21 protein-coding genes and 1 tRNA gene are annotated in these 24,833 nt (G+C 66.9%); 14 read left to right on the top strand and 8 right to left on the bottom strand.

The features are described from left to right. The first annotated feature begins 23 nt into the window (after positions 1–23). Together VH88_RS07860 and VH88_RS07865 are read left to right on the top strand one after the other, a co-directional pair. Positions 24–1,205: an acyl-CoA dehydrogenase family protein gene (locus VH88_RS07860; protein ID WP_045810761.1), complete on the top strand. Its 1,182-nt coding sequence runs from the start codon at positions 24–26 to the stop codon at positions 1,203–1,205. A 4-nt stretch (positions 1,206–1,209) separates the two neighbouring features. Next, positions 1,210–2,328 (top strand): acyl-CoA dehydrogenase family protein, encoded by a 1,119-nt coding sequence (locus VH88_RS07865; RefSeq protein ID WP_045810762.1) that lies wholly within the window; start codon positions 1,210–1,212, stop codon positions 2,326–2,328. 10 nt (positions 2,329–2,338) lie between these two features. On the opposite strand, the gene VH88_RS07870 is transcribed toward VH88_RS07865, so the two are convergent. The 3 genes from VH88_RS07870 to VH88_RS07880 all read right to left on the bottom strand — a co-directional run bounded on the left by VH88_RS07870 (position 2,339) and on the right by VH88_RS07880 (position 4,562). Next, complete coding sequence (locus VH88_RS07870; protein WP_045810763.1) at positions 2,339–3,658, bottom strand: Hsp70 family protein; 1,320 nt, start codon at positions 3,656–3,658, stop codon at positions 2,339–2,341. 187 nt (positions 3,659–3,845) lie between these two features. Continuing rightward, a complete protein-coding gene (locus VH88_RS07875) occupies positions 3,846–4,304 on the bottom strand; it encodes a hypothetical protein (RefSeq protein WP_045810764.1) in 459 nt (152 codons plus the stop codon). 168 nt (positions 4,305–4,472) lie between these two features. Continuing rightward, a tRNA-Ser gene (locus VH88_RS07880) sits at positions 4,473–4,562 on the bottom strand. Between the two features lie 105 nt (positions 4,563–4,667). Between VH88_RS07880 and VH88_RS07885 the strand changes: the two genes are divergently transcribed. Genes VH88_RS07885 through VH88_RS07905 form a run of 5 tightly spaced genes read left to right on the top strand, consistent with a single transcriptional unit; the run spans position 4,668 to position 8,757 of the window. Beyond that, the gene (locus VH88_RS07885; protein WP_045810863.1) at positions 4,668–5,516 is read left to right on the top strand and encodes a septal ring lytic transglycosylase RlpA family protein; all 849 of its coding nucleotides are present in this window, start codon (positions 4,668–4,670) and stop codon (positions 5,514–5,516) included. A 49-nt stretch (positions 5,517–5,565) separates the two neighbouring features. Then, positions 5,566–6,198 (top strand): dTMP kinase, encoded by a 633-nt coding sequence (gene tmk, locus VH88_RS07890; protein ID WP_045810765.1) that lies wholly within the window; start codon positions 5,566–5,568, stop codon positions 6,196–6,198. Beyond that, positions 6,195–7,184: a DNA polymerase III subunit delta' gene (locus tag VH88_RS07895; protein WP_045810766.1), complete on the top strand. Its 990-nt coding sequence runs from the start codon at positions 6,195–6,197 to the stop codon at positions 7,182–7,184. Before tmk ends, VH88_RS07895 begins: the two co-directional genes overlap by 4 nt. Continuing rightward, positions 7,184–7,966: a TatD family hydrolase gene (locus VH88_RS07900; protein ID WP_045810767.1), complete on the top strand. Its 783-nt coding sequence runs from the start codon at positions 7,184–7,186 to the stop codon at positions 7,964–7,966. Before VH88_RS07895 ends, VH88_RS07900 begins: the two co-directional genes overlap by 1 nt. Then, positions 7,963–8,757 (top strand): MBL fold metallo-hydrolase, encoded by a 795-nt coding sequence (locus VH88_RS07905; protein WP_045810768.1) that lies wholly within the window; start codon positions 7,963–7,965, stop codon positions 8,755–8,757. The genes VH88_RS07900 and VH88_RS07905 overlap by 4 nt, the downstream gene beginning before the upstream one ends. Here VH88_RS07905 and recG read toward each other — a convergent pair. Next, positions 8,754–10,841 (bottom strand): ATP-dependent DNA helicase RecG, encoded by a 2,088-nt coding sequence (gene recG / locus VH88_RS07910; protein WP_045810864.1) that lies wholly within the window; start codon positions 10,839–10,841, stop codon positions 8,754–8,756. The two genes, VH88_RS07905 and recG, sit on opposite strands and share 4 nt — an antisense overlap. Positions 10,842–10,987: 146 nt before the next feature. Between recG and VH88_RS07915 the strand changes: the two genes are divergently transcribed. Further along, positions 10,988–11,329: a succinate dehydrogenase assembly factor 2 gene (locus VH88_RS07915; protein WP_052689526.1), complete on the top strand. Its 342-nt coding sequence runs from the start codon at positions 10,988–10,990 to the stop codon at positions 11,327–11,329. Next, positions 11,329–14,778, top strand: a complete 3,450-nt coding sequence (gene mfd, locus VH88_RS07920; RefSeq protein WP_045810769.1) for a transcription-repair coupling factor — start codon at positions 11,329–11,331, stop codon at positions 14,776–14,778. The genes VH88_RS07915 and mfd overlap by 1 nt, the downstream gene beginning before the upstream one ends. Positions 14,779–14,783: 5 nt before the next feature. On the opposite strand, the gene VH88_RS07925 is transcribed toward mfd, so the two are convergent. Then, a complete protein-coding gene (locus VH88_RS07925) occupies positions 14,784–16,091 on the bottom strand; it encodes a diguanylate cyclase domain-containing protein (protein WP_045810770.1) in 1,308 nt (435 codons plus the stop codon). A 297-nt stretch (positions 16,092–16,388) separates the two neighbouring features. Here VH88_RS07925 and VH88_RS07930 point away from each other — a divergent pair, with 297 nt between their 5' ends. Beyond that, positions 16,389–17,237: a YihY/virulence factor BrkB family protein gene (locus tag VH88_RS07930; protein WP_369796278.1), complete on the top strand. Its 849-nt coding sequence runs from the start codon at positions 16,389–16,391 to the stop codon at positions 17,235–17,237. Here the strand turns inward: VH88_RS07930 and VH88_RS07935 are convergent. Together VH88_RS07935 and VH88_RS07940 are read right to left on the bottom strand one after the other, a co-directional pair. Then, entirely contained in the window at positions 17,194–17,382 is a 189-nt protein-coding gene (locus VH88_RS07935) for a sulfurtransferase TusA family protein (protein ID WP_235968857.1), read from the bottom strand. The two genes, VH88_RS07930 and VH88_RS07935, sit on opposite strands and share 44 nt — an antisense overlap. A 59-nt stretch (positions 17,383–17,441) precedes the next feature. Then, a complete protein-coding gene (locus VH88_RS07940; RefSeq protein WP_045810867.1) occupies positions 17,442–17,930 on the bottom strand; it encodes a CinA family protein in 489 nt (162 codons plus the stop codon). A gap of 40 nt (positions 17,931–17,970) precedes the next feature. Between VH88_RS07940 and VH88_RS07945 the strand changes: the two genes are divergently transcribed. Together VH88_RS07945 and VH88_RS16460 are read left to right on the top strand one after the other, a co-directional pair. Next, positions 17,971–19,566, top strand: coding sequence for a hypothetical protein (locus VH88_RS07945; protein ID WP_231576616.1), 1,596 nt, complete (start codon positions 17,971–17,973; stop codon positions 19,564–19,566). A gap of 42 nt (positions 19,567–19,608) precedes the next feature. Continuing rightward, the gene (locus VH88_RS16460; RefSeq protein WP_231576617.1) at positions 19,609–20,259 is read left to right on the top strand and encodes a spermidine synthase; all 651 of its coding nucleotides are present in this window, start codon (positions 19,609–19,611) and stop codon (positions 20,257–20,259) included. Here VH88_RS16460 and VH88_RS07950 read toward each other — a convergent pair. Next, positions 20,256–21,407, bottom strand: coding sequence for a bifunctional 2-C-methyl-D-erythritol 4-phosphate cytidylyltransferase/2-C-methyl-D-erythritol 2,4-cyclodiphosphate synthase (locus tag VH88_RS07950; RefSeq protein WP_045810772.1), 1,152 nt, complete (start codon positions 21,405–21,407; stop codon positions 20,256–20,258). The two genes, VH88_RS16460 and VH88_RS07950, sit on opposite strands and share 4 nt — an antisense overlap. Positions 21,408–21,502: 95 nt before the next feature. Here VH88_RS07950 and dusB point away from each other — a divergent pair, with 95 nt between their 5' ends. After that, entirely contained in the window at positions 21,503–22,558 is a 1,056-nt protein-coding gene (gene dusB / locus VH88_RS07955) for a tRNA dihydrouridine synthase DusB (RefSeq protein ID WP_045810773.1), read from the top strand. After that, a complete protein-coding gene (locus VH88_RS07960; protein WP_045810774.1) occupies positions 22,555–24,825 on the top strand; it encodes a PAS domain-containing sensor histidine kinase in 2,271 nt (756 codons plus the stop codon). Before dusB ends, VH88_RS07960 begins: the two co-directional genes overlap by 4 nt. The last annotated feature ends 8 nt before the right edge of the window (positions 24,826–24,833 follow it).

Here is a 24,833-nt window from a genome sequence, read left to right on the forward strand (position 1 = left end):
ACGCACGCCATGGGAGACGAGGAATGACCGATCTGGAGCAATTCCGCGCCGAGACGCGCGCCTGGCTGGAGGCGAACTGCCCGGCCGAATGTCGCGGGCCGATGGCCGACGACGAGATGATCTGGGGCGGGCGAAACCCCACCTTCAAGACCCCGGCGCACAAGCTGTGGCTGGAGCGGATGGGCGCGCGGGGCTGGACGGCGCCGGAATGGCCCAAGGCATACGGCGGAGGCGGCCTCAGCCGCGAGGAGGCCAAGGTGCTGGCCTCCGAACTGCGCCGCATCAAGGCCCAACCGGCCCTGGCCAGTTTCGGCGTCTGGATGCTGGGCCCGGCGTTGCTGGCCTTTGGGACCGAAGAGCAGAAAAAGCGTTTTCTGCCCGAGATCGTGCGCGGCGAGATCCGCTGGTGCCAAGGTTATTCCGAGCCGGGCGCGGGATCCGATCTGGCGTCCATCCAGACGCGGGCCGAGGATCGGGGCGACCACTGGATCGTCAACGGCCAGAAGATCTGGACCTCCTACGCCGACAAGGCCGACTGGATCTTCTGTCTGGTGCGCACGGACCCCGAGGCGCCCAAACATCTGGGCATCAGCTTCGTGCTGTTCGACATGAAGACGCCGGGCGTGACGACGCGGCCGATCACCCTGATTTCCGGCAAATCCCCCTTCTGCGAGACCTTCTTCGACGATGTGCGGGTGGAGAAGGAAAACCTGGTCGGGACGCTGAACCGAGGCTGGGACGTGGCCAAATACCTGTTGGCGCACGAGCGGACCATGATCGGCGCGATGGGCGAGGTCGGCGGCGGGCGGCCTGTGGGGCAGGTGGCGATGGACGCCATCGGCGCCGATGAAGCCGGTCGGTTGGACGAGCCGATGCTGCGCGCCCGGATCGCGGACCTGGAGATCGACGCCGCCGCCTTCCGCTTGGCGATGGAGCGGGTGGGCGATCAGGTGAAGGCCAAACAGGCGCATCCGGCCATCGCTTCCATGCTGAAATACTATGGCTCCGAGCTGAACAAGCGGCGCCATGAGCTGCTGATGGCGGCGGGCGGGGCCGATGCGCTGGAATGGGAGGGCGAGCGGTCGCACGACGGCAAGGCGGCGCGCGACTGGCTGCGGACCAAGGCCAACTCCATCGAGGGCGGCACCAGCGAGGTTCAGCTGAACATCATCGCCAAACATCTGCTTCAACTGCCGGGAGCGTGAGACGATGCCGCTGATCCTGACCGAAGAACAGACGATGTTGCAGGACGCCGCCGACGGCTTCCTGAACGAACAGGCGCCGATCGCGCATCTGCGGAAGCTGAGGGACGAGCGAGACGCCGACGGGGTGTCGCGCGACCTGTGGCGGGCCTTTGGCGAGATGGGTTTCGCCGGCGTCATCATCCCTGAGGCGCTGGGCGGCATGGGGCTGGGCGCGGTCGAGGCCGGGGTGATCGCCGAAAGCCTGGGGCGCACCCTGACGCCATCGCCGTATCTTGGCTCGTCGATTCTGTCCGCCAAGGTGCTGATCGACGGTGGATCACAGGCGCAACAGACCTGGCTGCCCAGGATCGCAGCGGGCGAGGCCATCCTGTCGCTGGCGGTGGACGAGGGCGCGAAACACGCGCCGTCTCGGATCACCACGCGGGCCGAGCGGGCGGGCAACGGTTTCAAGCTGAACGGCGCCAAGGCTTTCGTGCTGGACGGCCATGTGGCCGACGCCCTGATCGTCGTCGCGACGGCTGAGGAGGGCACGACGCTGTTCCTGGTCGATCCGGCCACGGCGGGCGTCGAAATCGAGCGCACGGTGATGGTGGACGCGCACAATGCGGCGCGGATCACGCTGACTGATGTGGCGGTCGACGCAGACGCCGTGATCGGCGCGGTAGGAGGCGGGGAGGCGCTGCTGGACGGCGCGCTGAACCTGGGTCGGGCCTGCGCGGCCTCCAGCCTGACCGGCGCCGGCGATCAGGCGTTCAAGACGACGATGGAGTATCTGCGGACCCGCAAACAGTTCGGCAAGCTGATCGGCGAGTTCCAGGCGCTGCAACACCGGGCTGCGCATCTGTTCTCGGAGCTGGAACTGGCGCGCGCCGCCACGATCGGCGCCCAGATCGCCATCGACGAGGGGCGCGAGGATGCGCCGCTGGCGGCCTCTATCGCCAAGGCCAAGGCAGGGCGCGTCGCCGAACTGGCGGTGCAGGAGGCGGTTCAGATGCACGGCGGCGTCGGCATGACCGACGCGTTCGACGTCGGCCTGTTCATGAAGCGGGTGCGGGTGCTGAACGAACTGCTGGGCGACGCCGGCTTCCACGCCGAAGGAGTGGCGCGGGCGCAAGGGTTCTAGGGGCGGGGTTCTAGACCGCCTTTTCGCTCCACAGGTCCAGATCCGCCTCGCGCCCGATCAGGGCCAGGCCGGCGGCGATGGATTCGAACTCGCCGCCCGTCTCGATCCGCTCGGCGCCGAAACGGTTCTGGAACAGCGCCCGCACGGCCGGCACAAAGGAGGTGCCGCCGGTCAGGAAGACACGGTCGATGGCGTCGTGCGCCAGGCCGCTGCAAGCCATCGCCTGATCCACCGCGCCCTCGATGGCGGCCAGTTCCGGCGCGATCCAGCGTTCGAAATCGGCGCGGGCGACCGGCTTTTCGATATGGACGCCGCCGGCCTGGAACAGGAAGGTCGCCTGGTCGTCGGCCGACAGGGCCATCTTCAGCGTTGAGACGGCGCGGTACAGGTCATGGCCGTGGTTGTCGTCCAGCACCTCGATCAGACGCTCGATCTTCTCTGGCTCCAGCGCGGTGCGGGCCAGCGCGCGGATGTCGCGCATGTCGCGCGAGGCGCGTAGAAGGGCTAGCTGATCCCAGCGGGCGAAGGCGGAATAATACCGCTGGGGAATCGGCAGTTGTTTGCCGACCGAACTGTACAGACCGCCCTTGCCCAGTTCGGGCGAGACCAGCTGGTCGATGATCCGGTAGTCGAAGGCGTCGCCCGCCACGCCCACGCCCGAGCGCGCCAGCGGCGTCGAACGCAGGCCGTCGGGCGTATGTTCGAACCGGATGATCGAGAAGTCGCTGGTGCCGCCGCCGAAGTCGGCGACCAGGACCGTCGCGTCCGCCTTCAGCTGGCGCGCGAAATAGAAGGCGGCGCCGACCGGCTCGTGCGCATATCGGATGTCGGTGAAGCCCAGCCGCTGAAACGCCGTCTGATAGCGCGACAAGGCCAGGGTCTCGTCCGGATTGCCGCCTGCAAAGGTGACGGGACGGCCGACGATGACGGCGGGCGGGACATCCGTCAGGGCGTCGCCGGCGTGGTGGCGCAGGCGCAAGAGGAAGGCGGCCAGCAGATCCTCAAAGGCGTAGCGTTTGTTGTCGATCCGGGTTTCGGTGAAGGCGGCGCTCGCGGCGAAGGTCTTGAACGACTGGATGAAGCGGGTCTCCAGCGGATCCTCGACATAGGCGGCGATGGCCCAGGGCCCGGCCTCGACCACACGCTCGGGCGGCTGGCCGTCCACGCCCGGATGGGTCTGGAAGCTGAGCGCCGAGCGGAAGGTGGTCGTCTGGCCCTCGACCGCGTCGAAGGTTACGAGATGGGCGAGGCCGTCCGCATCGGTCAGGGCCACGACCGTATTGGTCGTGCCGAAATCGATCCCGATCGTCATCGGTTTCGTCGCCGTCATGGCAGGGCTCCAGGCAGGGGAGCCGGGTTCCTAACGGCAGACGAGGCAATAGCAAGGGCTAAGGTAGAAAAGCCAACTTCGAGGCCTTGAACATGGTCAGGGGGCACGAAAAAGCCCCGACAATGATTTGTCGGGGCTGCTTAGGAGCGGTTTGCGCTCTTGGCGTGTGTTGGTGGTTATTACTCCGCTATCCATACATGCCGTTATCGCCATTTATGTCACGACCCAGCCTTTGGATTTCTTCATTGTTCCGACGGTCCTGAGCTTGGCGATCTGCTTCCCGCCTCTGATCCTCTTCACGCTGCGCCTTGGGGCGAGGAATTGCGATAGGAACCGTAAACGCTATGCGGCTAACGGTGGATTGGGCGCTCTGAGTCTGGCCGCTGACCTCAGCTTTCATGAAAGGAATGACCTTGACCCCCGCTGAGCCGCCAGCAGTTCCCCGATCTTCCACGGTGGTGGCTAGGTCGAATGAAACATCGGTCACGACGTTCTTCAGTTCATCTTTCGCCGGTCCTTGAGCACCATATGCTGCGCGTCCGATGAAGCCGCCGCAGTCCGCGTCGTCCTGGGCTGCGATCACAGCTTTCACGATGCTCAGCAGCGTCTCTTTCACATATGCGTCTAACGCTATGCCTTCAGCCATCGGTCGCTCCAATCCTTAGGTGATAGCGCGCTCGTTCTGCGGGAAATTCAAGTCGGCCCGGATACTTCATTCAACGATCTACCAATGGTCAGCAAACGAGCCCAAACGGCTTGGGCATGGCTTATGCCACGAGATCAGAGCGACCTTTAATCCGGCGGTATGGGAGGCTGGCGGAAGCGGTGGGATTCGAACCCACGGACGGCTCTCACCGTCGCTGGTTTTCAAGACCAGTGCCTTAAACCACTCGGCCACACTTCCTTGCCGCCGCAGCGGAGGCGGACGCCATAGCAGGCGAACGGGTCATTAACCAAAGCGGAAATGTCTTCAGTCATCCTGTTTTCGTATTTTTTGCGAGGCGGGTCGATGACGTTTGGACAGGGAGTGCGCGGCGCGCTGATCCTGGGGCTGTTTTCGCTGCTGGCCGCCTGTTCCACCGTCGGCGGCGCGGGCGTGCGCGGGACGGTCGCCGGGCGCGGCGAGGACCATCCGCCCGTCGTCAAGGACCCGGCGCCGATCGTGTCGGGGACGATGCGGCCTTATCAGGTGCGCGGGCGCTGGTACACGCCCAAGGAACAGCCGGATTACGAAGAGGTGGGGATGGCGTCCTGGTACGGCGACGCCTTCAACGGGCGGCCGACCTCGACCGGCGAGCGGTTCGACATGCATGCCCTGACGGCGGCCCACAAGACCCTGCCTCTGCCTGGTCTGGTCGAGGTGACGAACCTGGAGAACGGGCGGCGGCTGGTGGTGCGGATCAATGACCGGGGGCCGTTCGTGGACAGCCGGATCATCGACCTGTCGCGCGAGGCGGCGAGCGAACTGGGAATGCTGTCGCAGGGCGTGGGGCGGGTGCGGGTGCGCTACCTCGGCCGGGCGCCGCAGCAGGGCGGGGGCACGCTGTTGCGGGCGTCAGCGCCGACGCCGCGAGGCGCTGTTCCGGCCAGCCCGCCCGTCAGCGCGCCCGTTATCGCTCCCGCGCCGGCCGTGGTAGCGGAGGTGACGACCTTCTGGGTCCAGGCGGGCAGTTTCTCGGACCAGGTCGAGGCCGGGCGAATCGCCGACAGCCTGAGCGGCTGGGTGCGCGCCGATCGGGGCGCGGGGCGGTTTAATGTGGTGGTGGGGCCGTGGGACAGCGCCAATGCCGCCGAGGCGGCGCGTCAGTCGGTCGTGGCGCGAGGTTATGCCGGCGCCCTGTTGATATCCGGCAGCTGATCGTGCGGGCGGGCTTGCGCCGGGCGGCGTCGGCGCGCCATGAAGGCGCGTGACCCGTGGACAATTCATAAGCTTCGAAGGCGGCGAGGGCGCCGGCAAATCGACCCAGGTCGGGCGGCTGGTCGCGCGGCTGCAGACGGTGCTGGGCGAGCGCAAGGTCGTGCGCACGCGTGAGCCGGGTGGGTCAAAGGGCGCGGAGGTGATCCGCAATCTGGTTGTGGCCACGGACGCGGAGCCGTGGTCGGCCATGACCGAGACCCTGCTGATGTACGCCTCGCGCTCGGACCATCTGGAGCGAACCATCCGCCCGGCGCTGGCGGCCGGCGACTGGGTGGTGTGCGACCGGTTCGCCGATTCCAGCCGCGCCTATCAGGGCGCTGGCGGCGGCGTGGCGCAAAGCTTCATCGAACAGATTGACGCGGGCGTGGTCGGGGTCGACCAGCCGGACCTGACCCTGGTGTTCGACTTGCCGGTCGAGGTCGGGCTGGAGCGGGCGTTTGGGCGCGGCCTGTTCGAGACGCGGTTCGAATCCAAGGGGCTGGAGTTCCATCAGCGCCTGCGCGAGGGCTTTCTGAGGATCGTCGAGGCCAATCCCCAGCGTTGCGTGCTGATCGACGCGGTCGGATCGCTGGACGAGGTCGAGGCGCGGGTTTGGCAGGCGGTTCAGGACCGGCTGCTGTGAGCGATCACCCGCGCGACCGTTTCGACCTGATCCCTGATGCGGCGGCCGAGACGGCGTTTCTTGACGCCTGGGAGCGGGGGCGGTTGCACCACGCCTGGCTGCTGTGCGGGGTCGAGGGGACAGGCAAGGCGACTTTCGCCTATCGCGCGGCGCGACGGCTGCTGGGCGCGGCGGCCGATCCGGCGTCCGGGCCGCTGGGCGCCCGGCGCGATGATCCGGTCAGCCGGCTGATTTCGGCCCAGTCGCATCCGGACCTGCTGGTGCTGGAACGCCTGGTTGAGGGGGGCAAAACCAAGAAGTCGATCTCGGTCGATCAGTCGCGTGAACTGCCGGAGTTCTTTTCCAAGAGCCCGTCGCAAGCCCAGTTCCGGGTGGCGATCATCGATGCGGCGGATGACCTGAATCTGAATGCTGCCAACGCCTTGCTGAAGGTTCTTGAGGAGCCGCCAGAGCGTGGCGTGTTGTTTCTGGTGACCCATGCGCCGGGGCGGTTGCTGGCGACGATCCGGTCGCGGTGCCGGCGGCTGAGCTTTCCGATCTGGACGCCGGATCGGCTGGAGACCCTGGTGTGTAACCGGACGGGCGCGGAGCGTGAGGACGCCGAACACGCGGCGATCATGGCGGGCGGATCGCCGGGCGCGGCCCTGGCCCTGGCGTCCGGCGCGACGTTCGAGATGGACCAGTTGGCGCGGCGCTGGGTCGAGGGCGATGTGGACCGGGCCGAAGCCCTGGCCATCGCCGACCGGTTCCGCGGCGCCGAGGGGCAGGAGCGTTTCGAGATCCTGATGGATCGGCTGATCGCGGCGGTGCGGATGCGCGCCTTGCAGAGCGCGCCGGGCGCCGGCAATCGATGGGCCGAACTATGGGAGCGGTTGCAGCCGTTGCCGGAACGGGCGGCGGGGCTGAACCTGGACAAGGCCGATGTGCTGGCCGGCGCGCTGGCGGACCTGAAGCGGGTGCAGGCCCAGCAGGAGCGGATGGGCTGATGCTGATCGACAGTCATGTGAACCTGCACGCGCCGCAGTTCGACGAGGACCGGGACGCCGTGATCGCGCGCGCGCGCGAGGCGGGCGTCGGGCTGATGGTCGAGATCTCCGACAGGCTGACGACCTTCGAGGCGACGCACGGCATCGCCATGGCCAATGAGGACATCTGGTGCACGGTCGGGGTCCATCCGCACGAGGCCAAGGATGCGGCGGACCTGACGGCGGCGACCCTGATCGACCTGGCCCAGCGGCCCAAGGTGGTCGGGATCGGCGAATGCGGTCTGGATTTCCACTACGACTTCAGCCCGCGCGAGGTGCAGGCGGCGGTGTTCCGGCAGCATGTGGCGGCCGCGCGCGAAACCGGTCTGCCGCTGGTGATCCACACGCGTGAGGCGGACGACGTGATGGCGTCGATTCTGCGCGAGGAATATGCCGCATGGCCGTTCAAGATGTTGATGCACTGTTATACGAGTGGTGCGGAACTGGCGAAAATCGCTGCTGAAATGGGCGCCTGGTTTTCGGTCTCCGGCATCGCGACCTTCAAGGCGGCCGAAGATGTGCGGGCGGTGATCCGCGATATGCCGGGCGACCGGATCATCGTCGAGACCGACTGCCCCTATCTGGCGCCCATTCCGCATCGGGGGCGGCGCAACGAGCCGGCCTACATCGGCCATGTGCTGGACAAGCTGGCCGAGATCCGCGGCTGGAGCGCCGAGGAGGCGGATCGCCTTACGACCGAGGCCTTCTTCGGCCTCTTTGACCGGATACCAAGACCTGAATGAGTTTCGAAGTCGTCATTCTGGGCAGCGGGTCGTCGGGCGGGGTGCCGCGCGGGGACGGCGACTGGGGCGCCTGCGACCCGGCCGAGCCCAAGAACCGGCGCATGCGCTGTTCGATGCTGGCGAGAAAAACCGGTGCCGAGGGGGTGACTACTGTCCTGATCGATACATCACCGGACCTGCGCGAACAGATGCTGGCTAGCGGCACGAAGCATGTGGATGCGGTCCTCTACACCCACGATCATGCGGACCAGACCCACGGCATCGACGACCTGCGCACCTTCGCCGCGCGGGCAAGGAAGCGCATTCCGGCGTGGATGGATGCGGCGACGCATGGCTCGCTGACGCATCGGTTCGACTACATCTTCGAGAGCAAGTTCGGTTATCCGCCGCTGCTGGACGGACGGATCATTCCGCCGCATGGCACGGCCTGGTCGGTCGAGGGCGCAGGCGGGGCGATCCCGGTCACGACCTTTGATCAGGCGCACGGGCCGATCCGCTCGGTCGGCTATCGATTGGGCGATGTCGCCTATTCCAGCGATGTGTCCGACCTGGACGAGGCGGCGTTGGCGGCGGTGGCCGGGTGCAAGCTCTGGATCGTCGATGCTCTGCGTTATGCGCCGCATCCGACCCATGCCCATCTGGACCAGGCCCTAGCGTGGATCGCCGCCGCAGACGTGGAGCATGCGGTGCTGACGAACCTGCACATCGACATGGATTACCAAGCGTTGTCCGCGCTTGTTCCCAAAAACGTCGAGGTCGGATTCGATGGCTGGAGCCGAGTGATCGGCTAGCTTGCGCCGGCCTTGTGGTTTTTCCAGTCGAATAGCTCTTCCAGCACCCGCACCGCCTGGCCGCGTTCCGATGTCAGATCTGGGTCGCGGTTCATGATCAGCCGGGCATCATCGGCGGCGGCCAGCATCAGGCTGCGGTGGCGGATCGGATCGGCAACGCGGTAGGCGGGAAAACCGCTCTGTTTCAGGCCCAGGGGATCGCCGCCGCCGCGCAGGCGGAAGTCTTCCTCTGCGATCTCGAATCCGTCCTCGGTGCGACGCAGGGTTTCGAGCCGCTCTTTCGCCGTCTCGCCCAAGGCGCCGTCCTGACCGCCGTACAGCAGGATGCAGGAACTGGCCTTGGCGCCGCGACCGACGCGGCCGCGCAACTGGTGCAACTGGGCCAGACCGAAGCGGTCGGCGTGTTCGATCACCATGATCGAGGCGTTGGGCACGTCCACGCCGACTTCGACCACCGTGGTGGCGACGAGGACCGGCAGGCGGCCGTCGGCGAAGTCGGCCATGACGGCCTCGCGCTCGGCGCCCGGCATCTGGCCGTGGGCCAGGCCGACCTCCACGCCCAGCAGGCGTCGCAGATCGTCGGCGCGATCGACGGCGGCCGCCAGGTCGATGGCCTCGGATTCCTCAACCAGAGGGCAGATCCAATAGGCCTGGGCGCCGCTTTCGACGGCGGTCTTCAGACGGGCGGCGACCTCGCCGATGCGGGCCAAGGGCAGGACGGCGGTCGTGACGGGGGTGCGGCCGGGCGGCTTTTCCAGCAGGCGACTGACCTCCAGCTCGCCATATTGCGTCAGCTCCAGCGTGCGTGGGATGGGGGTGGCCGACATGGTCAGCAGATGCACGGCGCCCAGGCGCGGGTCGCCCTTGGCTTGCAGCCGCTGACGTTCGTTCACGCCGAACCGGTGTTGTTCGTCTATGACCGCCAAGGCCAGGCGGTCGAAGCGGACGGCGTCCTGGAACAGGGCATGGGTGCCGATGGCGACCTGGGCCTGACCCGAGGCCAGGGCTGCCAGTTTCTCGCGCCGTTGCGCCGGGGTGTCGCGGCCGGTGAGCAGGATGGCGGCGACGCCGGCTGCGTCCAGCATGGGGCCGAGCTTCTCGTAATGCTGGCGCGCCAGGATTTCGGTCGGGGCCATGAGCGCGGACTGGAAACCGCTGGCAGCGGCGTCCGCTAGCGCCAGGGCGGCGACGGCGGTCTTGCCCGAGCCGACATCGCCTTGCAGCAATCGGCCCATCTGCTGGCCCGACGCCAGATCACGACGAATTTCGGTGACGGCCTGGGCCTGGGCGTTGGTCAGCTGGAAGGGCAGGGCCTGGAGCAGGTGTTCGGACGCTGCGCCGGGAGCGATGACGGGGGCGGGCCGGATCTCGCGGGCGCGGCGACGACGGGCCAGAGCCAACTGGTGGGCCAGGAACTCGTCATAGGCCAGGCGCTGGCGGGCGGGGGCGTCGGGCGACAGGTCCATCTCGGCTGTAGGGGCGTGTAGAGCGTCCAGAGCGGCGCGCCAACCCAGCCAGTTCTGCTTCTTGAGCCAGGCGGGATCCTGCCATTCCGGCAGGTCGGGCGCGGCGGAGAGGGCGACCTGAACCAGTTTACGCAACTGGCGCGAACTGAGGCCCTGGGTCGCCGGATAGACGGGCTCGGACGCCGGAATGTCGGCCGCCTTGTCCAGTGTCACGATGTCCGGATGGACGATCTGGACCTCGCCGTTGAACCTTTCGACCTTGCCCGCGACCAACCGCGTTTCGCCGCGCGGCAACAGCCGGTCGATGTGCTGGGGCGAACCGCCGAACCAGACCAGATGCACGAAGCCGGTGGGATCGCTGGCCCGGACCTTCAGCGGCGCGCCAGGACGGCTGGGGGTGAAGAGGCGGTCGATGGTCACGGTGAAGACGCCCACCTCGCCATCGACGGCGGTGGCGGCCTCGGCAGGGCGGCGGACGATGACGCCGGACGGGCTGAGGAACAGCAGATCGCGGACAAGAGGGCCCGCCACCTTTTGCACTAGAGGCAGGACGCGAGGGCCCACGCCCTTCAGGGTCGAGACCTCGGCGAACAGGGGAAAGAGAATCTGCGGACGCATCGCCGTGAACATAGCGTGACCATGCCGGGTGGCGAAGTCCGTTCAGGAACGCTATCTGCGCTTCTCACATTCCTGATGCGCTATCGCTCTCCGCGCGGCGGATCGCTGCATGAGCGCATCGGCATTTCTAACGGGCAAGGATTCTTGTGGCCGAAATCGACGCGCGTCCCGACAGCGAAATGACCTCTGAGCAGATGACGCCTGAGCGCAGGCAGCGGCTGGGCCGCATTCAGTTCCGCGCCTGGCGGCGGGGCTTTCGCGAGGCTGATATGGTGCTGGGTCCGTTTTCCGATCAGGTCGCGCCGACCCTGACCGATGCGGAACTGGACCAGTTCGAACGGCTGATCGACGAGGAAGATCAGTGGCTTTACGGCTGGATCATCGAGCGTGACCCGACGCCGCCCGAGTTCGAGACCCCGGTGATGGCCAAGGTGCGCGCCTTCATGCGCGCCCACGTCGCGGCCGAAGTCGGCAAGGGGATCGGCTGATGGACGCCAAGGTCGAATACCGAACCGACGCCGATCTGGGCGGCGCGCCCGAGGGGTTGGACGCGCTGATCGTCGCCGAACGACTCAAGGCCGGCGGCGGTGTCGGCCTGTTCGTCGCACGCGACTTTCAGAGGTCCGGCAGCTTTGTTCAGGCGTTTCAGTTCTTCTCGAAAGATATTGAAGTCCTGGATTATCCGGCGTGGGACTGTCTGCCCTATGACCGTCTGAGCCCCACGGCGGGTATCGCGGCGCAGCGCATGGCGACGCTGACGCGGCTGGCGATGCGCAAGCCCGGCGATGCGCCGGTTCTGGTCGTGACGACGGTGTCGGCGGCCATGCAACGCACCCCGCCCAAGTCGGTCACGACACAGGCAGGGTTCGAGACGAAGGTCGGCCGCGATCTCGATATCCAGGCGCTGGAGCGGTATTTCGCCGCCAACGGCTATGTCCGTGCCTCGACCGTGTCGGAGCGCGGCGAGTTCGCGGTGCGCGGCGGGGTCGTCGATGTCTATCCGCCCGGCTTCGAGGAGCCGGTCCGGCTGGACATGTTCGGCTCCGAGCTGGAATCCATCCGCACTTTCGATCCCGAAACGCAGCGGTCGACCGGCCAGATGACGTCCGTGTCCCTCGCGCCGGTGTCGGAGGCGTTGCTGGATGCGGCGGCCATCTCGAGGTTTCGCACCGGCTATCTGAACCTTTTCGGCGCGCCGGGCGACGATCCGCTGTATGCGACGATCAGCGAGGGCGCGCGGCGTCAGGGCATGGAGCAGTGGCTGCCGCTGTTCTATGAGACGCTGGACAGCCTGTTTGACTATCTGCCGGACGACGCGGCGATCTTCCTCGATAACCAAGTCGAGACGGCCCGCGCCGAGCGATGGGATCTGGTCGCGGACGCCTATGATGCGCGCGCCGAGGCGGCCAAGGCCAAGGGTCAGGCCAGCGCCAATCGCGCCTTGCCGCCAAAGCGGCTCTATCTGGACGCCGGCGACTGGAATCAGGCGCTGGCGGGTCGCACCGTGCGGCGCTTCACGCCCTTTTCCACGGGTGGCGAGGATGCCGGCGGACGTCTGGGCCGGACCTTCGGGGCCGAGCGGGCGCAGGACAGCGTCAATCTGTTCGAGGCGGTGGCGGCCCACGCGGCGGGCCTGAAGGCCGAGGGCAAGCGGGTGCTGTTCGCCTCCTGGACCGAAGGGTCGTCGGAGCGGCTGGCGACCATGCTGGCCGACCACGGGCTGGATCACATCGTCGCCGTGCGCGACTGGGCCGACGTTCAGGCAGCGCCGAAAGACCTCTATCTGCGCGGCGTTCTGCCGGTCGAGCATGGCTTTGTCACCGACGAGGTGGCGGTCATTTCCGAGACCGACATCCTGGGTGACCGTTTGGCGCGCCCGCGCAAGAAGCGCCGCGCCTCGAACTTCCTGGCGGAGGCGTCGGCCCTGACGACGGGCGATCTGGTGGTTCACCTGGATCACGGGATCGGTCGCTATGAAGGGCTTAAAACGCTGGAGATCCAGCAGGCCCCGCACGACTGCCTGGAACTTTTCTACGCCGGCGAGAGCAAACTCTATCTGCCGGTTGAAAACATTGACCTTCTGACTCGATACGGGTCGGATTCCGAGGGCGTTCAGCTGGACAAGCTGGGCGGCGCAGGCTGGCAGGCCAGAAAGGCCAAGGCCAAGGAACGTCTGCGCGCCATGGCCGAGGGGCTGATCGCCCTGGCCGCCAAACGGGCGCTGCGCGAGACCGATGCGGTCACGCCGCCGCCGGGTCTGTTCGCCGAGTTCTGCGCGCGCTTCCCCTACGAGGAAACCGACGATCAGCTGAACGCCATCGGCGATGTGCTGGAGGATCTGGGCAAGGGCACGCCGATGGATCGTCTGATCTGCGGCGACGTCGGCTTCGGCAAGACCGAGGTGGCGCTGAGGGCCGCCTTCGTCGTCGCCATGACGGGGCAGCAGGTGGCGATCGTCGCGCCGACGACCCTGCTGGCGCGCCAGCACTTCAAGACCTTCAGCGAACGCTTTGCGGGCTGGCCGGTGAAGGTGCGTCAGTTGTCGCGGATGGTGGGCGCCAAGGAGGCGTCGGAGACGCGCGCCGGGCTGAAAGACGGCTCGGTCGAGATCGTTGTCGGCACCCACGCGGTGCTCAGCGAACAGGTCGGCTTCCGCGATCTTGGCCTGGTCATCGTCGATGAGGAGCAGCACTTCGGCGTCAAGCACAAGGAGAAGCTGAAGACGCTGCGGGCCGACGTGCACCTGCTGACCCTGACGGCCACGCCGATCCCGCGCACGCTGCAGATGGCCCTGTCGGGCATCCGCGAGATGTCGATCATCGCCACCCCGCCGGTCGATCGCCTGGCGGTGCGGACCTATGTCACGCCGTGGGATCCGGTCCTGGTGCGCGAGGCCTTGCTGCGTGAGAAGTATCGCGGCGGTCAGGCCTACTACGTCGCGCCGCGCCTGAAGGACCTGCCCGCCATCGAGAAATTCCTGCGCGAACAGGTGCCGGAGGTGAAGTTCGTGGTCGGCCACGGCCAGATGAGCGCGACTCAGCTGGAAGAGGTGATGAGCGCCTTCTACGACGGGGAATATGACGTTCTGGTCTCCACCACCATCGTCGAGAGCGGGCTGGATATCCCGACGGCGAATACGCTGATCGTGCACCGCGCCGACATGTTCGGCCTGGCGCAACTGTATCAGATCCGGGGTCGGGTCGGGCGGTCCAAGGCCCGCGCCTTCGCCTATCTGAGCACCGATGCGGTCAAGCCGATGACCCTGTCGGCCGAGCGGCGGTTGCAGGTTCTGCAATCGCTGGACAATCTGGGCGCCGGCTTCCAACTGGCCAGCCACGATCTGGACCAGCGCGGCGGCGGCAATCTGCTGGGCGACGAACAGTCGGGCCACATCCGCGAGGTCGGCGTCGAACTGTACCAGCAGATGCTGGAAGACGCCGTGGCGGAGTTGCGCGAAAAGGGCGAGGGACAGGCGGTGGATCGCGGTTGGTCGCCATCGATCAATGTCGGCGCTTCGGTCCTAATTCCAGAAGATTACGTGCCGGACCTGAACGTGCGTCTGAGCCTCTATCGTCGTCTTTCCGACGCCGAGCAGGCCGAGGATCGCGAAGCCCTGGCCGCCGAACTGATCGACCGTTTCGGCCCATTGCCGGATGAGGCGCAGCAGTTGCTGAAGATCGTTGGCATCAAGTCGAACTGCCGCAAGGCCTGCATCGAGAAGATCGACATCGGGCCGCGCGGCGCGGTGCTGACTTTACGCGACAGCAGCTTCCCCAATCCGGCGGGACTGGTCGGGCTGATCCAGAAGAACCACGCCTTCTGGAAGATTCGTCCGGATCAGAAGATCGTCGTTTCAGGCGATTGGCCGACGGCGGAAGAGCGCCTGAAGGTGGCCGAGCGGATCACCGCCGATCTGGCGCGGGTGGCGGGGGCGTAAAGCCCTCAGCGCGTCTTTTCGAATAGGTCGGCCGAGGCGCGTTCGAGCAGGGCGGCGGCGCTTTCGTCGGGGCGCATCTCGGCGGCGCCGACGTCGAACTCAGCGACGAATGGCGACCGGTCCGGACCGGCGTCGAAGGCGGTGCAGCCGATCACGGCGGCGATTCGCTCTGCGGCCAGCCGCGCCGGTTCAGCTTGGGTTGCGGGCAGGGCCAGAGCGAAGACCTCCTTGGCCAGGCGGGCAGGGGTGTCCTCGACGCGGACCAGGCGTGAAACCATGGCCCCGATCTGCGGCATGGCGCGATCCAGCCAACCGCCCTGACGCGCCCAGGTCACGGACTCGGTTTCGCGCACTCTCAGGACGCAGACGGAAAGCGGGCGCTTGCGCGCGCGCGAGGCCTCGGCGACGCGGCCCAGGTGGCTGGCGAACAGTTCGGGCGTGAACAGGCCTGTTTCCGGATCCATCACGTCCAGGCTGCGCACCGAGTCCAGAGTCTTGCGAATGCCCAGATGGGTGCGGTGCGCGCCGGCCAGGGACAGGATCCGCTCGGCCGTTTCGCCCTCGGGCGTATCGGCGGAGGCGACATCGGCGAAGCCGCGATTGAACAGTTCAGCCAGGCTGATCTCGTTCCGGCCGCGCAGGTAAAGCATCAGCGGGATGTGATAGAGGCGGGTGTTGCGCTTCATGCCCGCCGCGATCGACAGGGCCGGCGCATGGTCTTCGGCGCCCCACAGAACGGCGGCGTCGAACAGGCTTTCGTGCAGGTAGTCGAAGGCGGTGTAGGGCGTCGGCGCCGCGACCACCTCGACCCCGGCGGCGGTCAGGGCGTTCGACAGGGCGAGAAAGCGCCGGTCGGCGACGCCGGCGGCCAGAACGCGCAAGGGCCCATCGTCGTCGGTCCTTTTGTCCAAGCCGACCCCGCGCGTGGCGAAGGTGGTGACGCGCAGCCGATATTCTTCCTCGGCGATGGCGGCCCGGCCCAGCTGCTCCAGACGCAAGGCGGCCTGGGCCGGATGCGGCGGCGTGGACATGGTCAGATCCGCGCCCTTCACCGAATCAGGGCGGGCGCCGATGACCACAATGGGCAGGCGGCGCGGCTCGGCGGCGGCGCGAAGGCGAGACGCCACGTCGGCGTCGAAGGTGTTGATGTCGATGACGGCGGCTTCGAGCGGAAAGTCCTGAAGCGTCATCTCGGCCGAGACGACGTCGCGGGCGGTCACCGTCGTCCAGCCCAGCGCATCCAGACCCGCAGCGAGCGGCCCGATCCGGCCATCGTCAGCCGCCAGGATCAATACGCGCGCGTCGAAAGCCAAGCCGATCGTCTCCAAAGGTCGCCGCGCCAATAGCCGGCCGGAAACGCGCGGACCATAGCGACGAGGGTGTTAAGGATGCAATGTCGTCGGGCCAAAGGGATGCGGCCGGATCGCGAATGATCGTCCTCACGCGGATGAGACTTTCGCCACAGACGAATTCCGCTAGGTTCCGCCGCTTGTGCAACGGTTGTGGGGACCGATTTGAGTGAGCAACTGACGCGGTCGGTCCTGAAAGCGCCCGGGTTCTGGGGTGGGCTGGCCGTGCGAGCGTTTACCCGCAGCTGGGGGCGCGACGTCATGCTCTATACGGGCGGCGTGTCCTTCTTCGCCCTGCTGGCCGTGTTTCCGGCGATCGCCATCCTGATCGGCTTCTACAAGTTGGGTCTGTCGATCAGCGAAGTCAGCGCCCAGGCGACCGCCTTGTCGGACCTGCTGCCCAAGGCGGCGCAGACCATTTTTCAGGGCGAAATCACGCGTTTGAGCAATGCATCGGCGCGGACGGTTTCCGCTCAGAGCGCCTTCGCCCTGTTCGTCGGCGCCTATGCCGCGCACCGGGGTTTCAAGGCCTTGTTGGCGGGATTGAACCTGATTCATGACGAGACCGAGCCGCACGGCTTCTTCAAGTTCAATCTGCTGGCCTTCTTCGTAGCCATCTTCGCCTTTGCGCTGTTCACTGTCGTGTCGGGCGCGGTCGTGACCGTGCGGATCATGGCGCATGCGTCGTCGTCGGCCGCCGGCCTGTCCGGGCGAAGCGGCATGGCGCCGCTGGATGCCTTCCTGCCCGCGATTGGCTTGGTGATCGGGCTGACGCTGCTTTACCGCTACGCCATGAGCCACAGGGCGCCGGTCGCCTGGCTGCCGGCGACGGCGGGGGGTTTGGTGGCGACCTTGATGTCGGTCGTCTCGTCGTGGCTGTGCGCCATCTATGTCGAGCAGATCGCGCCGCTGGGGGCCACCTATGGATCGGTCGGCGCCGTGGTGGTGCTGCTGATCTGGCTGTCGTGGAACGTCAACGCCATCTTCTACGGCGGAGCGTTCGCCACCGAAATGGAGCTGGCGGCCAAGGCGCGCGTGATCGCCGATGCGCCTCCAGCCGATGTCGTCAATCTGTCGGAGCGTCGAGCCGGGCGCCGGTCTCGATCGTAACGCGAAGAAGGCCCTCGGCGTTCTCGATCTCGAGCACGCGCCCGCCTTTCTGAGACATCAGAAACGGCACGTCGATCCGGGCCATCGGATCGGTGGCCAGCAGAACGATCCGCGCGCCGGGCGGAGCGGTTTCCATCGCCTTCATCAGCTTCAGGCTTGGAACGGGGCAGCGGTGACCCCTGGCGTCGATGACGACGGGGGCGCTCACGCAAGCCGATCCGCCAGCATTTCCAACGCCACGCGAACGCTGGCTTGGCGGATCCCATCGCGGCCGAGGTCGCCGAACCGCTCGACGCGGTGAATGACACCCTTTGGCCCGGACGCCGCGAAGTGCACCAGACCCACGGGTTTATCCACCGACCCGCCGCCCGGTCCCGCCACGCCCGTTACGGATACCGACAGAGAAGCGCGCGAGTGCGCCACGGCGCCCTCGGCCATGGCCACGGCGACGGCTTGCGACACGGCCCCTTGGATGGACAGGCTTTCCAGCGACACGCCCAGCATCTCGGCCTTGGCCTCGTTGCTGTAGGTGACGAAGCCGCGATCCAGAACCGCTGACGAACCGGGGATGGCTGTGATCGCAGCGGACACCAAACCGCCGGTGCAGCTTTCGGCCGTCGCCAGCATCAGGCCGCGTTCGCTGGCCGTTGCGACAATCTGTTGCGCCAGCTGCGCGATATCTTGGGAAAACATGGTCTTTTCATAGGCCGCGAACCCCGCTCTAACCAGAGGCATGACCGAGGCTATCGATCCGTTACGCCCCGCAGCCCCGACGTCGGATCGCATCGCGCCGATTTTGTTCGCCGTCGCCATCTTCACATCGGCCTGTCTGGTCTTCGTCGTTCAACCGATGGCGGCCAAGCTGCTGCTGCCGACGCTGGGCGGATCGCCTTCGGTGTGGAACGCGTCGATGGTGTTCTTCCAGACCGCGCTGCTCGCCGGATATGGCTACGCGCACCTGCTGCAACGTCTGGCGACGATGCGCGCGCAGGTCGGGGTTCACCTGGGCCTGCTGATCGTGGCGGCGTTTTTCCTGCCCTTGCAGATCAGCGGCCTGTTGGGGGATCCCGATCCATCTCAACCGGCGATTTGGCTGCTGGCGACGCTGGCGGTGTCGATCGGCGCGCCGTTTGCGGTTCTGTCGGCGACCGCGCCGCTGCTTCAGGCCTGGTATGCGCGTGTGCGGGCCGAGCACGCAGACGGCCAGAACCCCTATGTTCTCTATGCCGCCTCGAACCTGGGCAGCTTCCTAGCCCTGCTGGCCTATCCGGTCGTGATCGAGCCGCTGGCCAGCCTGTCGGATCAGCGCCTGGGTTGGAGCGTCGGCTATGGGCTGTTCGTGGTGATGGTTGTGGGGTTGAGCGTTCAGGTCTGGCGACGACGCGAGATCGGGACGGCGGAGCCCGCTACGCTTGAAACCAGCCCGCCGATCGCCTGGCGCGAAGAGGGGATGTTGGTTCTGCTGGCCGCCGCGCCGTCCAGTCTGATGCTGGGCGTGACGGCGCACCTGACGACGGATGTGGCCTCAGCGCCCTTTTTGTGGGTCATACCGCTTGCGCTTTATCTGCTGACGTTTGTCATCGCGTTCCAGACCCGGCCGGCTGTTTCGCCAGCCATCGGCCTTGGTTTGCAGGCGGCGGCGGCAGCGGCCTGCGCCGCCCTGATTGCGTTCCGGACAGGCGAATGGCTGCTGGTGTTCACCGTCAATCTGGCGGCCTTCTTCTTTACCGCGCTGATGTGTCACCAGCGGTTGGCGGCGCGGCGGCCGGCGCCGGATCGGCTGACCGAATTCTATCTTTTGCTGTCGCTGGGCGGCGTGGTCGGCGGGCTTTTCAACGGCCTGATCGCGCCGGCCGTTTTCGACATGGTGTGGGAATATCCGCTGGTGCTGGTGGCGGCCGGATTGCTGCGGCCGTGGAGCCGTCGCGAGATCAGGCCGTGGGAAATCATCTGCTGCGTCGCCGGCGTGGTCATCGCCCTTATGGGGCCGCTGTCGATGGAGGCGGTCCGTTATGCGCCGGACATTCGCGCGGCCATACCCGACGCCGAACTGGTGCGTATCGCGCAAGCCATCCTGGGGATCGCGACTCTGTTCGCCTTCCTGGTGCGCGATCGGGCGGTGATGTTCACGATCATTTTAACCGCCATCGTCTGGTCCGGCTATCATCTGGCGCGCGGATATGACTGGGCCCTGTCGGAACGCAGCTTCTTTGGCGTGATGCGGGTGGCCAAGATCGACGATCCGCTGATGGGCGGGCCGGTCCACGTACTGATGCACGGCACGACCCTGCATGGCGCCCAGGCCCTGGCGCAGTCAGACCGCTGTTAGCCGACGCTCTATTATGCGACCTCGACGCCGCTGGGGCAGGCGATGCTGCAGATGCAGGCCCGTCGGCTGGACGGCGCCCGCGTCGGCGTGGTGGGACAGGGCTCGGGCGCCATGGCCGCCTACAAGCGAGCCCAGGACCAACTGACCTTCTTCGAGATCGATCCGATGGTGGATCGGCTGTCGCGCGACCCGCAATGGTTCAGCTTCATCAGCGGCTGCGCCGATGGGGCGGTGCGGACGGTTCTGGGGGACGCGCGCCTGACGATGGATCGCGAGCCGGCGGGATCCTACGACCTGCTGGTCATCGACGCCTTCTCGTCCGACGCCGTGCCGACGCATCTGCTGACGGTGGAGGCGATCCGCGGCTATCTGCGGCTGTTGGCGCCCGACGGCGTCGTCGTGCTGCATCTGTCGAACCGGAACCTGGAGATCACCCTGCCGGCCGAGGCGGCGGCGCAGGCGCTGAAGGTTCCGCATCTGCACCAAGTCTATATCGAGCAGTCGGGCCAAGGCGACATGGCCGAGGCCTCGACCGAGGCCCTGCTGATCGGCAAGAGCCCGGCGGCGATGGAAGGGTTCAGGGACGATGCGCGTTGGCGCAAGCTGTCGCCGACGACGGTGCGTCCGTGGACGGACGACTACGTCAACTTGTTCGGATCGCTGGTGCGTCAGATGAAGATGGCGGCGCGCTAGGCCGCCGGCGTTTCAACGGTCGCCACGGCCTGGGCGGCCAGACCTTCGCCGCGTCCGGTGAAGCCAAGACCTTCGGTCGTGGTGGCCTTGACGCTGACGGCGTCGAGCGGAAGGCCCAGCAGCCCGGCGATCCTGTCGCGCATGGCCTGGCGATGCGGCTTCACCTTGGGGCGTTCGCAGATCAGGGTGACGTCGACATTGACGATGCGGCCGCCGCGCGCCGCGACCAGTTCGGCGGCATGGATCAGGAACTGGTCCGAGGAAGCGCCTTTCCATTTCGGATCCGTCGGCGGGAAATGGTCGCCGATGTCGCCCGCCGCGATGGCGCCCAGGATGGCGTCGGTCAGGGCGTGGAGACCGGCGTCGGCGTCGGAGTGGCCGATCAGCGTCTGGTCGTGCGGCACCTCGATCCCGCAAAGCCAGACGGACCCGCCGGGCCCCCAGCGATGCACGTCATAGCCGGAGCCGATGCGGGTCTGATAACGCTGCGCTTGAGGCAGCAGAGCTTCGGCCATGGCGAAATCCTCGGGATAGGTCAGTTTCATCAGACGCGCATCGCCCTGAACCAGGGCCACCGCACCGCCGCTGCGCTGCACGACCACGGCTTCGTCGGTCGGGACCTCGGCGTCCGACCAGGCGGCATAGGCGGTCTCGATCACGCCCCGGCGAAAGGCTTGAGGCGTCTGGGCACGCCACAGACCGTCGCGATCAACCACGTCGGTCATGATGTCCGCCTCTCCACGTCGCAGGCTGTCGGCGACGGGCAGGACGGGCAGGGCGCCGTGCAAAGTTTCAAGGGCCGACAGCAGACGATCGACGACCGCGCGATTCAGCAGCGGGCGGGCGGCGTCATGGATCAGCACCGGCTGATCCGCTGGACAGGCCAGTGCCGCGAGACCAGCGCGGACCGAATCGGCACGGGCGGCGCCACCGACGACGGCTCTCCAACGCGGCAAACCGGACAGCGCCTCCGCCACACGCTCAACGGCGTCGGGCGCGATCACGACGATCAGTTCGTCGGCCCCGGCGTTCAGCAGGGCCTCGGCCGACCAGCGCAGCACGGGCTTTCCACCCAGGTGTCGCCACTGTTTGTCGCCGCCGGCGCGCGAGCCTGAACCGGCTGCGACGATGATGCCCGAGAATGTCATGGCGGTCTTGATAGTGCGCGCGGCGACGGGGCGAAACCATCAAAGCGCCGCGGTCGTGCTTGACGAGGGCGGCTGCTATGCGGCGAAAGACGGAAATGCCCAAGACCTTGCAAATCGGCGATGTGACCGTGCCCGGTCAAGTGCTGATGGCGCCGATGACCGGCGTGACCGACCTGCCGTTCCGCGTGCTGGCCTCCAAACTGGGCGCCGTCTATGTCGCGACAGAGATGGTGGCGGCCAAGGAACTGGCGCGGGCGCGGCCGGACGTCGTGCGGCGCGCCGCCGTGGGAGCCGGTCTGCCGCTGACTGTCATCCAGCTAGTCGGGCGCGATCCCGAACAGATTGGCGAGGGGGCGCGCATGGCGCAAAAGGCCGGGGCGGACATCGTCGATCTGAACTTCGGCTGTCCGGCCAAGGAGGTCACGGGCTCGGCCGCCGGTTCGGCCCTGATGCGAACGCCCGATCTGGCGTGTCGGATCATGGAGGCGGCGGTCAAGGCGACCGATCGGCCGGTCACGGTCAAGATGCGGCTGGGCTGGGACGACGAGAGCCGCAACGCCGCCGAACTGGCCCGCCGTGCGGAAGCGATCGGCGTCAAGGCCGTCACGGTGCATGGCCGGACACGAAAGCAGTTCTACACCGGGCAGGCGGATTGGGACGCGGTCGGGACGGTGAAGGCGGCGGTCGACATCCCCGTCATCGTCAATGGCGACATCGTCACCGCCGAGGAAGCGCGCCAGGCCTTGGCGCAGTCCGGCGCGGACGGATTGATGCTGGGACGCGGCGTTTACGGCCGGCCATGGCTAGCGGCGCACCTTGAACGGGCGCTGATCGACGGTGTGGCGCTGGAGGAGCCTGGACCGGAAGAGCGTCTGGCGATCGTGATCGAGCACCTGCGGGCGTCGGCAGAGTTCTACGGCCTGCCGCTGGGTTTGAAGATGTTCCGCAAACATCTGGGCTGGTACATCGAACAGGCACCATGGCCGGCCGATCCGCAACACCGTCGCGAGGCCAAGGCAAGAATTTGCCGCCTGGACGATCCGATGGCCGTCGAAGACGCCATGCGCGAACTGTGGCGGCCGGATTTGCCTCAGTTAGGTAAGTCTGCTGTTGAAAATGGGCCACAGGTGTTGGAGACTGCTGTGGCATGACGGATACGCCTTCAGTACGCACCGCTTCGCCCGACCTTGCGTCGGACGACGGGTCGTTCTGGGGGTGGGTCGATAGCGAACGCGCGCGGACCGGCTTCGGACTGGCCTTCTTTCTGGCTGTCGCGATCACGGCGGCGGCCATCTGGCTGGTGGCGGTCGCGCCGGGCGCCACATCGGGGTCGGCGCGCGGATCGAGCAGCCAGATCGCCCTGATCGTGCTGGCCGCCAATCTGCTTTTGATTTCCGGCCTGGCCATCATCGTCGGTCGGCGCGTGATGACCCTGGTGCGTAGCACCGATGAAGCGGGATCGCGCCTTCATCTGAAGTTTGTCGCCTTGTTCTCGATGGTGGCCCTGGTCCCGTCGGTGCTGATCGCGCTGGTGTTCGGCGTTCTGGTCAATCGGGGCGTGGATCAGTGGTTCAGCCAAAACGTCCAGGCCTCGGTCGAGAACGGGGCGATCGTGGGACGCGCCTATATCCAGGACGTGTCGGCTGCGATGGATGCTGACTTGGTTACGATTTCGGATCAGTTGGGAAGTGCGCGAAGCCTGTTTGCTGATCGCATTCAGTTCAACGAAGCCCTAGGCCAAGTTGGAGACATCTTCGGCTACCCCGCCATCTACATTCTGGATGGCAAGGGCGAGGTGCTGGCTCGTGCTGAAAAGACAGGCGCGCCTCCCTATCTTGCGCCGCCCCGCGATGAACTCGCGGCCGCAGCTGAAGGCGGGCAGCCTCCGCAAACCGTCACGCAGCATCCAGACGCCGTCAGGTCGATCATCGCCCTGCCAGCCTATGGCGACGCCTATCTTTATCTGGTGCGCCCGCTGCAGGACGGCCTTGTGGCGCGAATGAACACGTCGGTTCAGTCGATCCAGGCTTACCGAGAGGCTCAGGAGAGCCGCGCTCGGATCCAGTCGGCCTTTGTTCTCAGCTATCTGGAGACGGCGCTGCTGGTGCTGGTGGGGGCGGTGTGGCTCGGGATGTCGGCGGCCAGCAGCATCTCCGCGCCCATTGGTCGTCTGGTGAAGGCGGCGGGACAGGTCGCGGGCGGCGACTTCACCGCACGCGTCGACAGCGACGGCGCCCCGGCCGAGATCGCCACCCTGTCGGACGCCTTCAACCGCATGACCGGCGACTTGCAGGCTCAGCAGGCCGCGCTGAAGGCCGCGAGCGACGAGGCGCACGATCGCAGCCGTTTCATCGAGACCGTGCTGTCGGGCGTCAGCGCCGGGGTCATCGGTCTGGACAGGCGTGGGCGGGTTTCGGCGATCAACGACAGCGCCCTGCAACTGCTTCACATCGACGACGCCGAGGTTCTGGGTCATGAACTCGCGGCCCTGTCGCCGGAGTTGAGTGATCTGGTGCGGCGCGCCGAGGCCCATATCGAGGAAGACATCGACGTCAGCCGGGGCGGGGACACGCGACGTCTCCGCGTTCGGATCGAGGGTGGTCTGGGCGGCGAGATGGTCCTGACCTTCGACGATATCACCCGCCTGGTGACAGCCCAGCGGAACGCCGCTTGGCGCGACGTGGCCCGTCGCATCGCCCATGAGATCAAGAATCCGCTGACGCCGATCCAGCTGTCGGCCGAGCGGTTGAAGCGGAAATATCGCGCGCGGATCGGCGAGGATGTCGAGATCTTCGACCGGTGCACCGACACCATCATCCGCCAGGTCGGAGACATCGGCCGCATGGTCGATGAGTTCTCGTCCTTCGCCCGCATACCGGCGCCGCGTTTCGCGCCCGAGAACCCGGCCGAGATGCTGCGCGAGGCGGTGTTCGCTCAGCGGGTCGCCGCGCCGGACATCGTCGTCGACATCATCGAGCCCCTGCCCAAGGCGACGATGCAGGCCGACGGCCGCATGGTGGGGCAGGCGCTGATCAACATCCTCAAGAACGCGGGCGAGTCGGTTGCGGCGCAACGGCTTGCGGCGGGTGAGGCGGCGGCGTCGGATCGTGCGGGCGTGATCGCGTCGCTGACAGTCGAAGACGGCGTCGCGACCTTCGTGATAGAGGACGACGGCGTGGGTCTGCCGGCGCGCGACCGCGATCGCCTGACCGAACCCTATGTAACCACGCGCGAGAAGGGCACGGGCCTGGGCTTGGCGATCGTCAAACGTATTTGCGAGGACCACGGCGGCGAGCTGAAGCTGGCCGACGCCCAGACCCTGCGCGGCGCACGCGTGTGCATGGTCTTCCCACTGAAACCCCACGGTAAAGGCGGCGAGGGCGTGGAGCGCAAGCTCCAGACCCTGGCCGCCGAATAGCGAGGCAA

It is taken from the genome of Brevundimonas sp. KM4 (assembly GCF_000964075.1).
Taxonomy (GTDB): domain Bacteria; phylum Pseudomonadota; class Alphaproteobacteria; order Caulobacterales; family Caulobacteraceae; genus Brevundimonas; species Brevundimonas huaxiensis.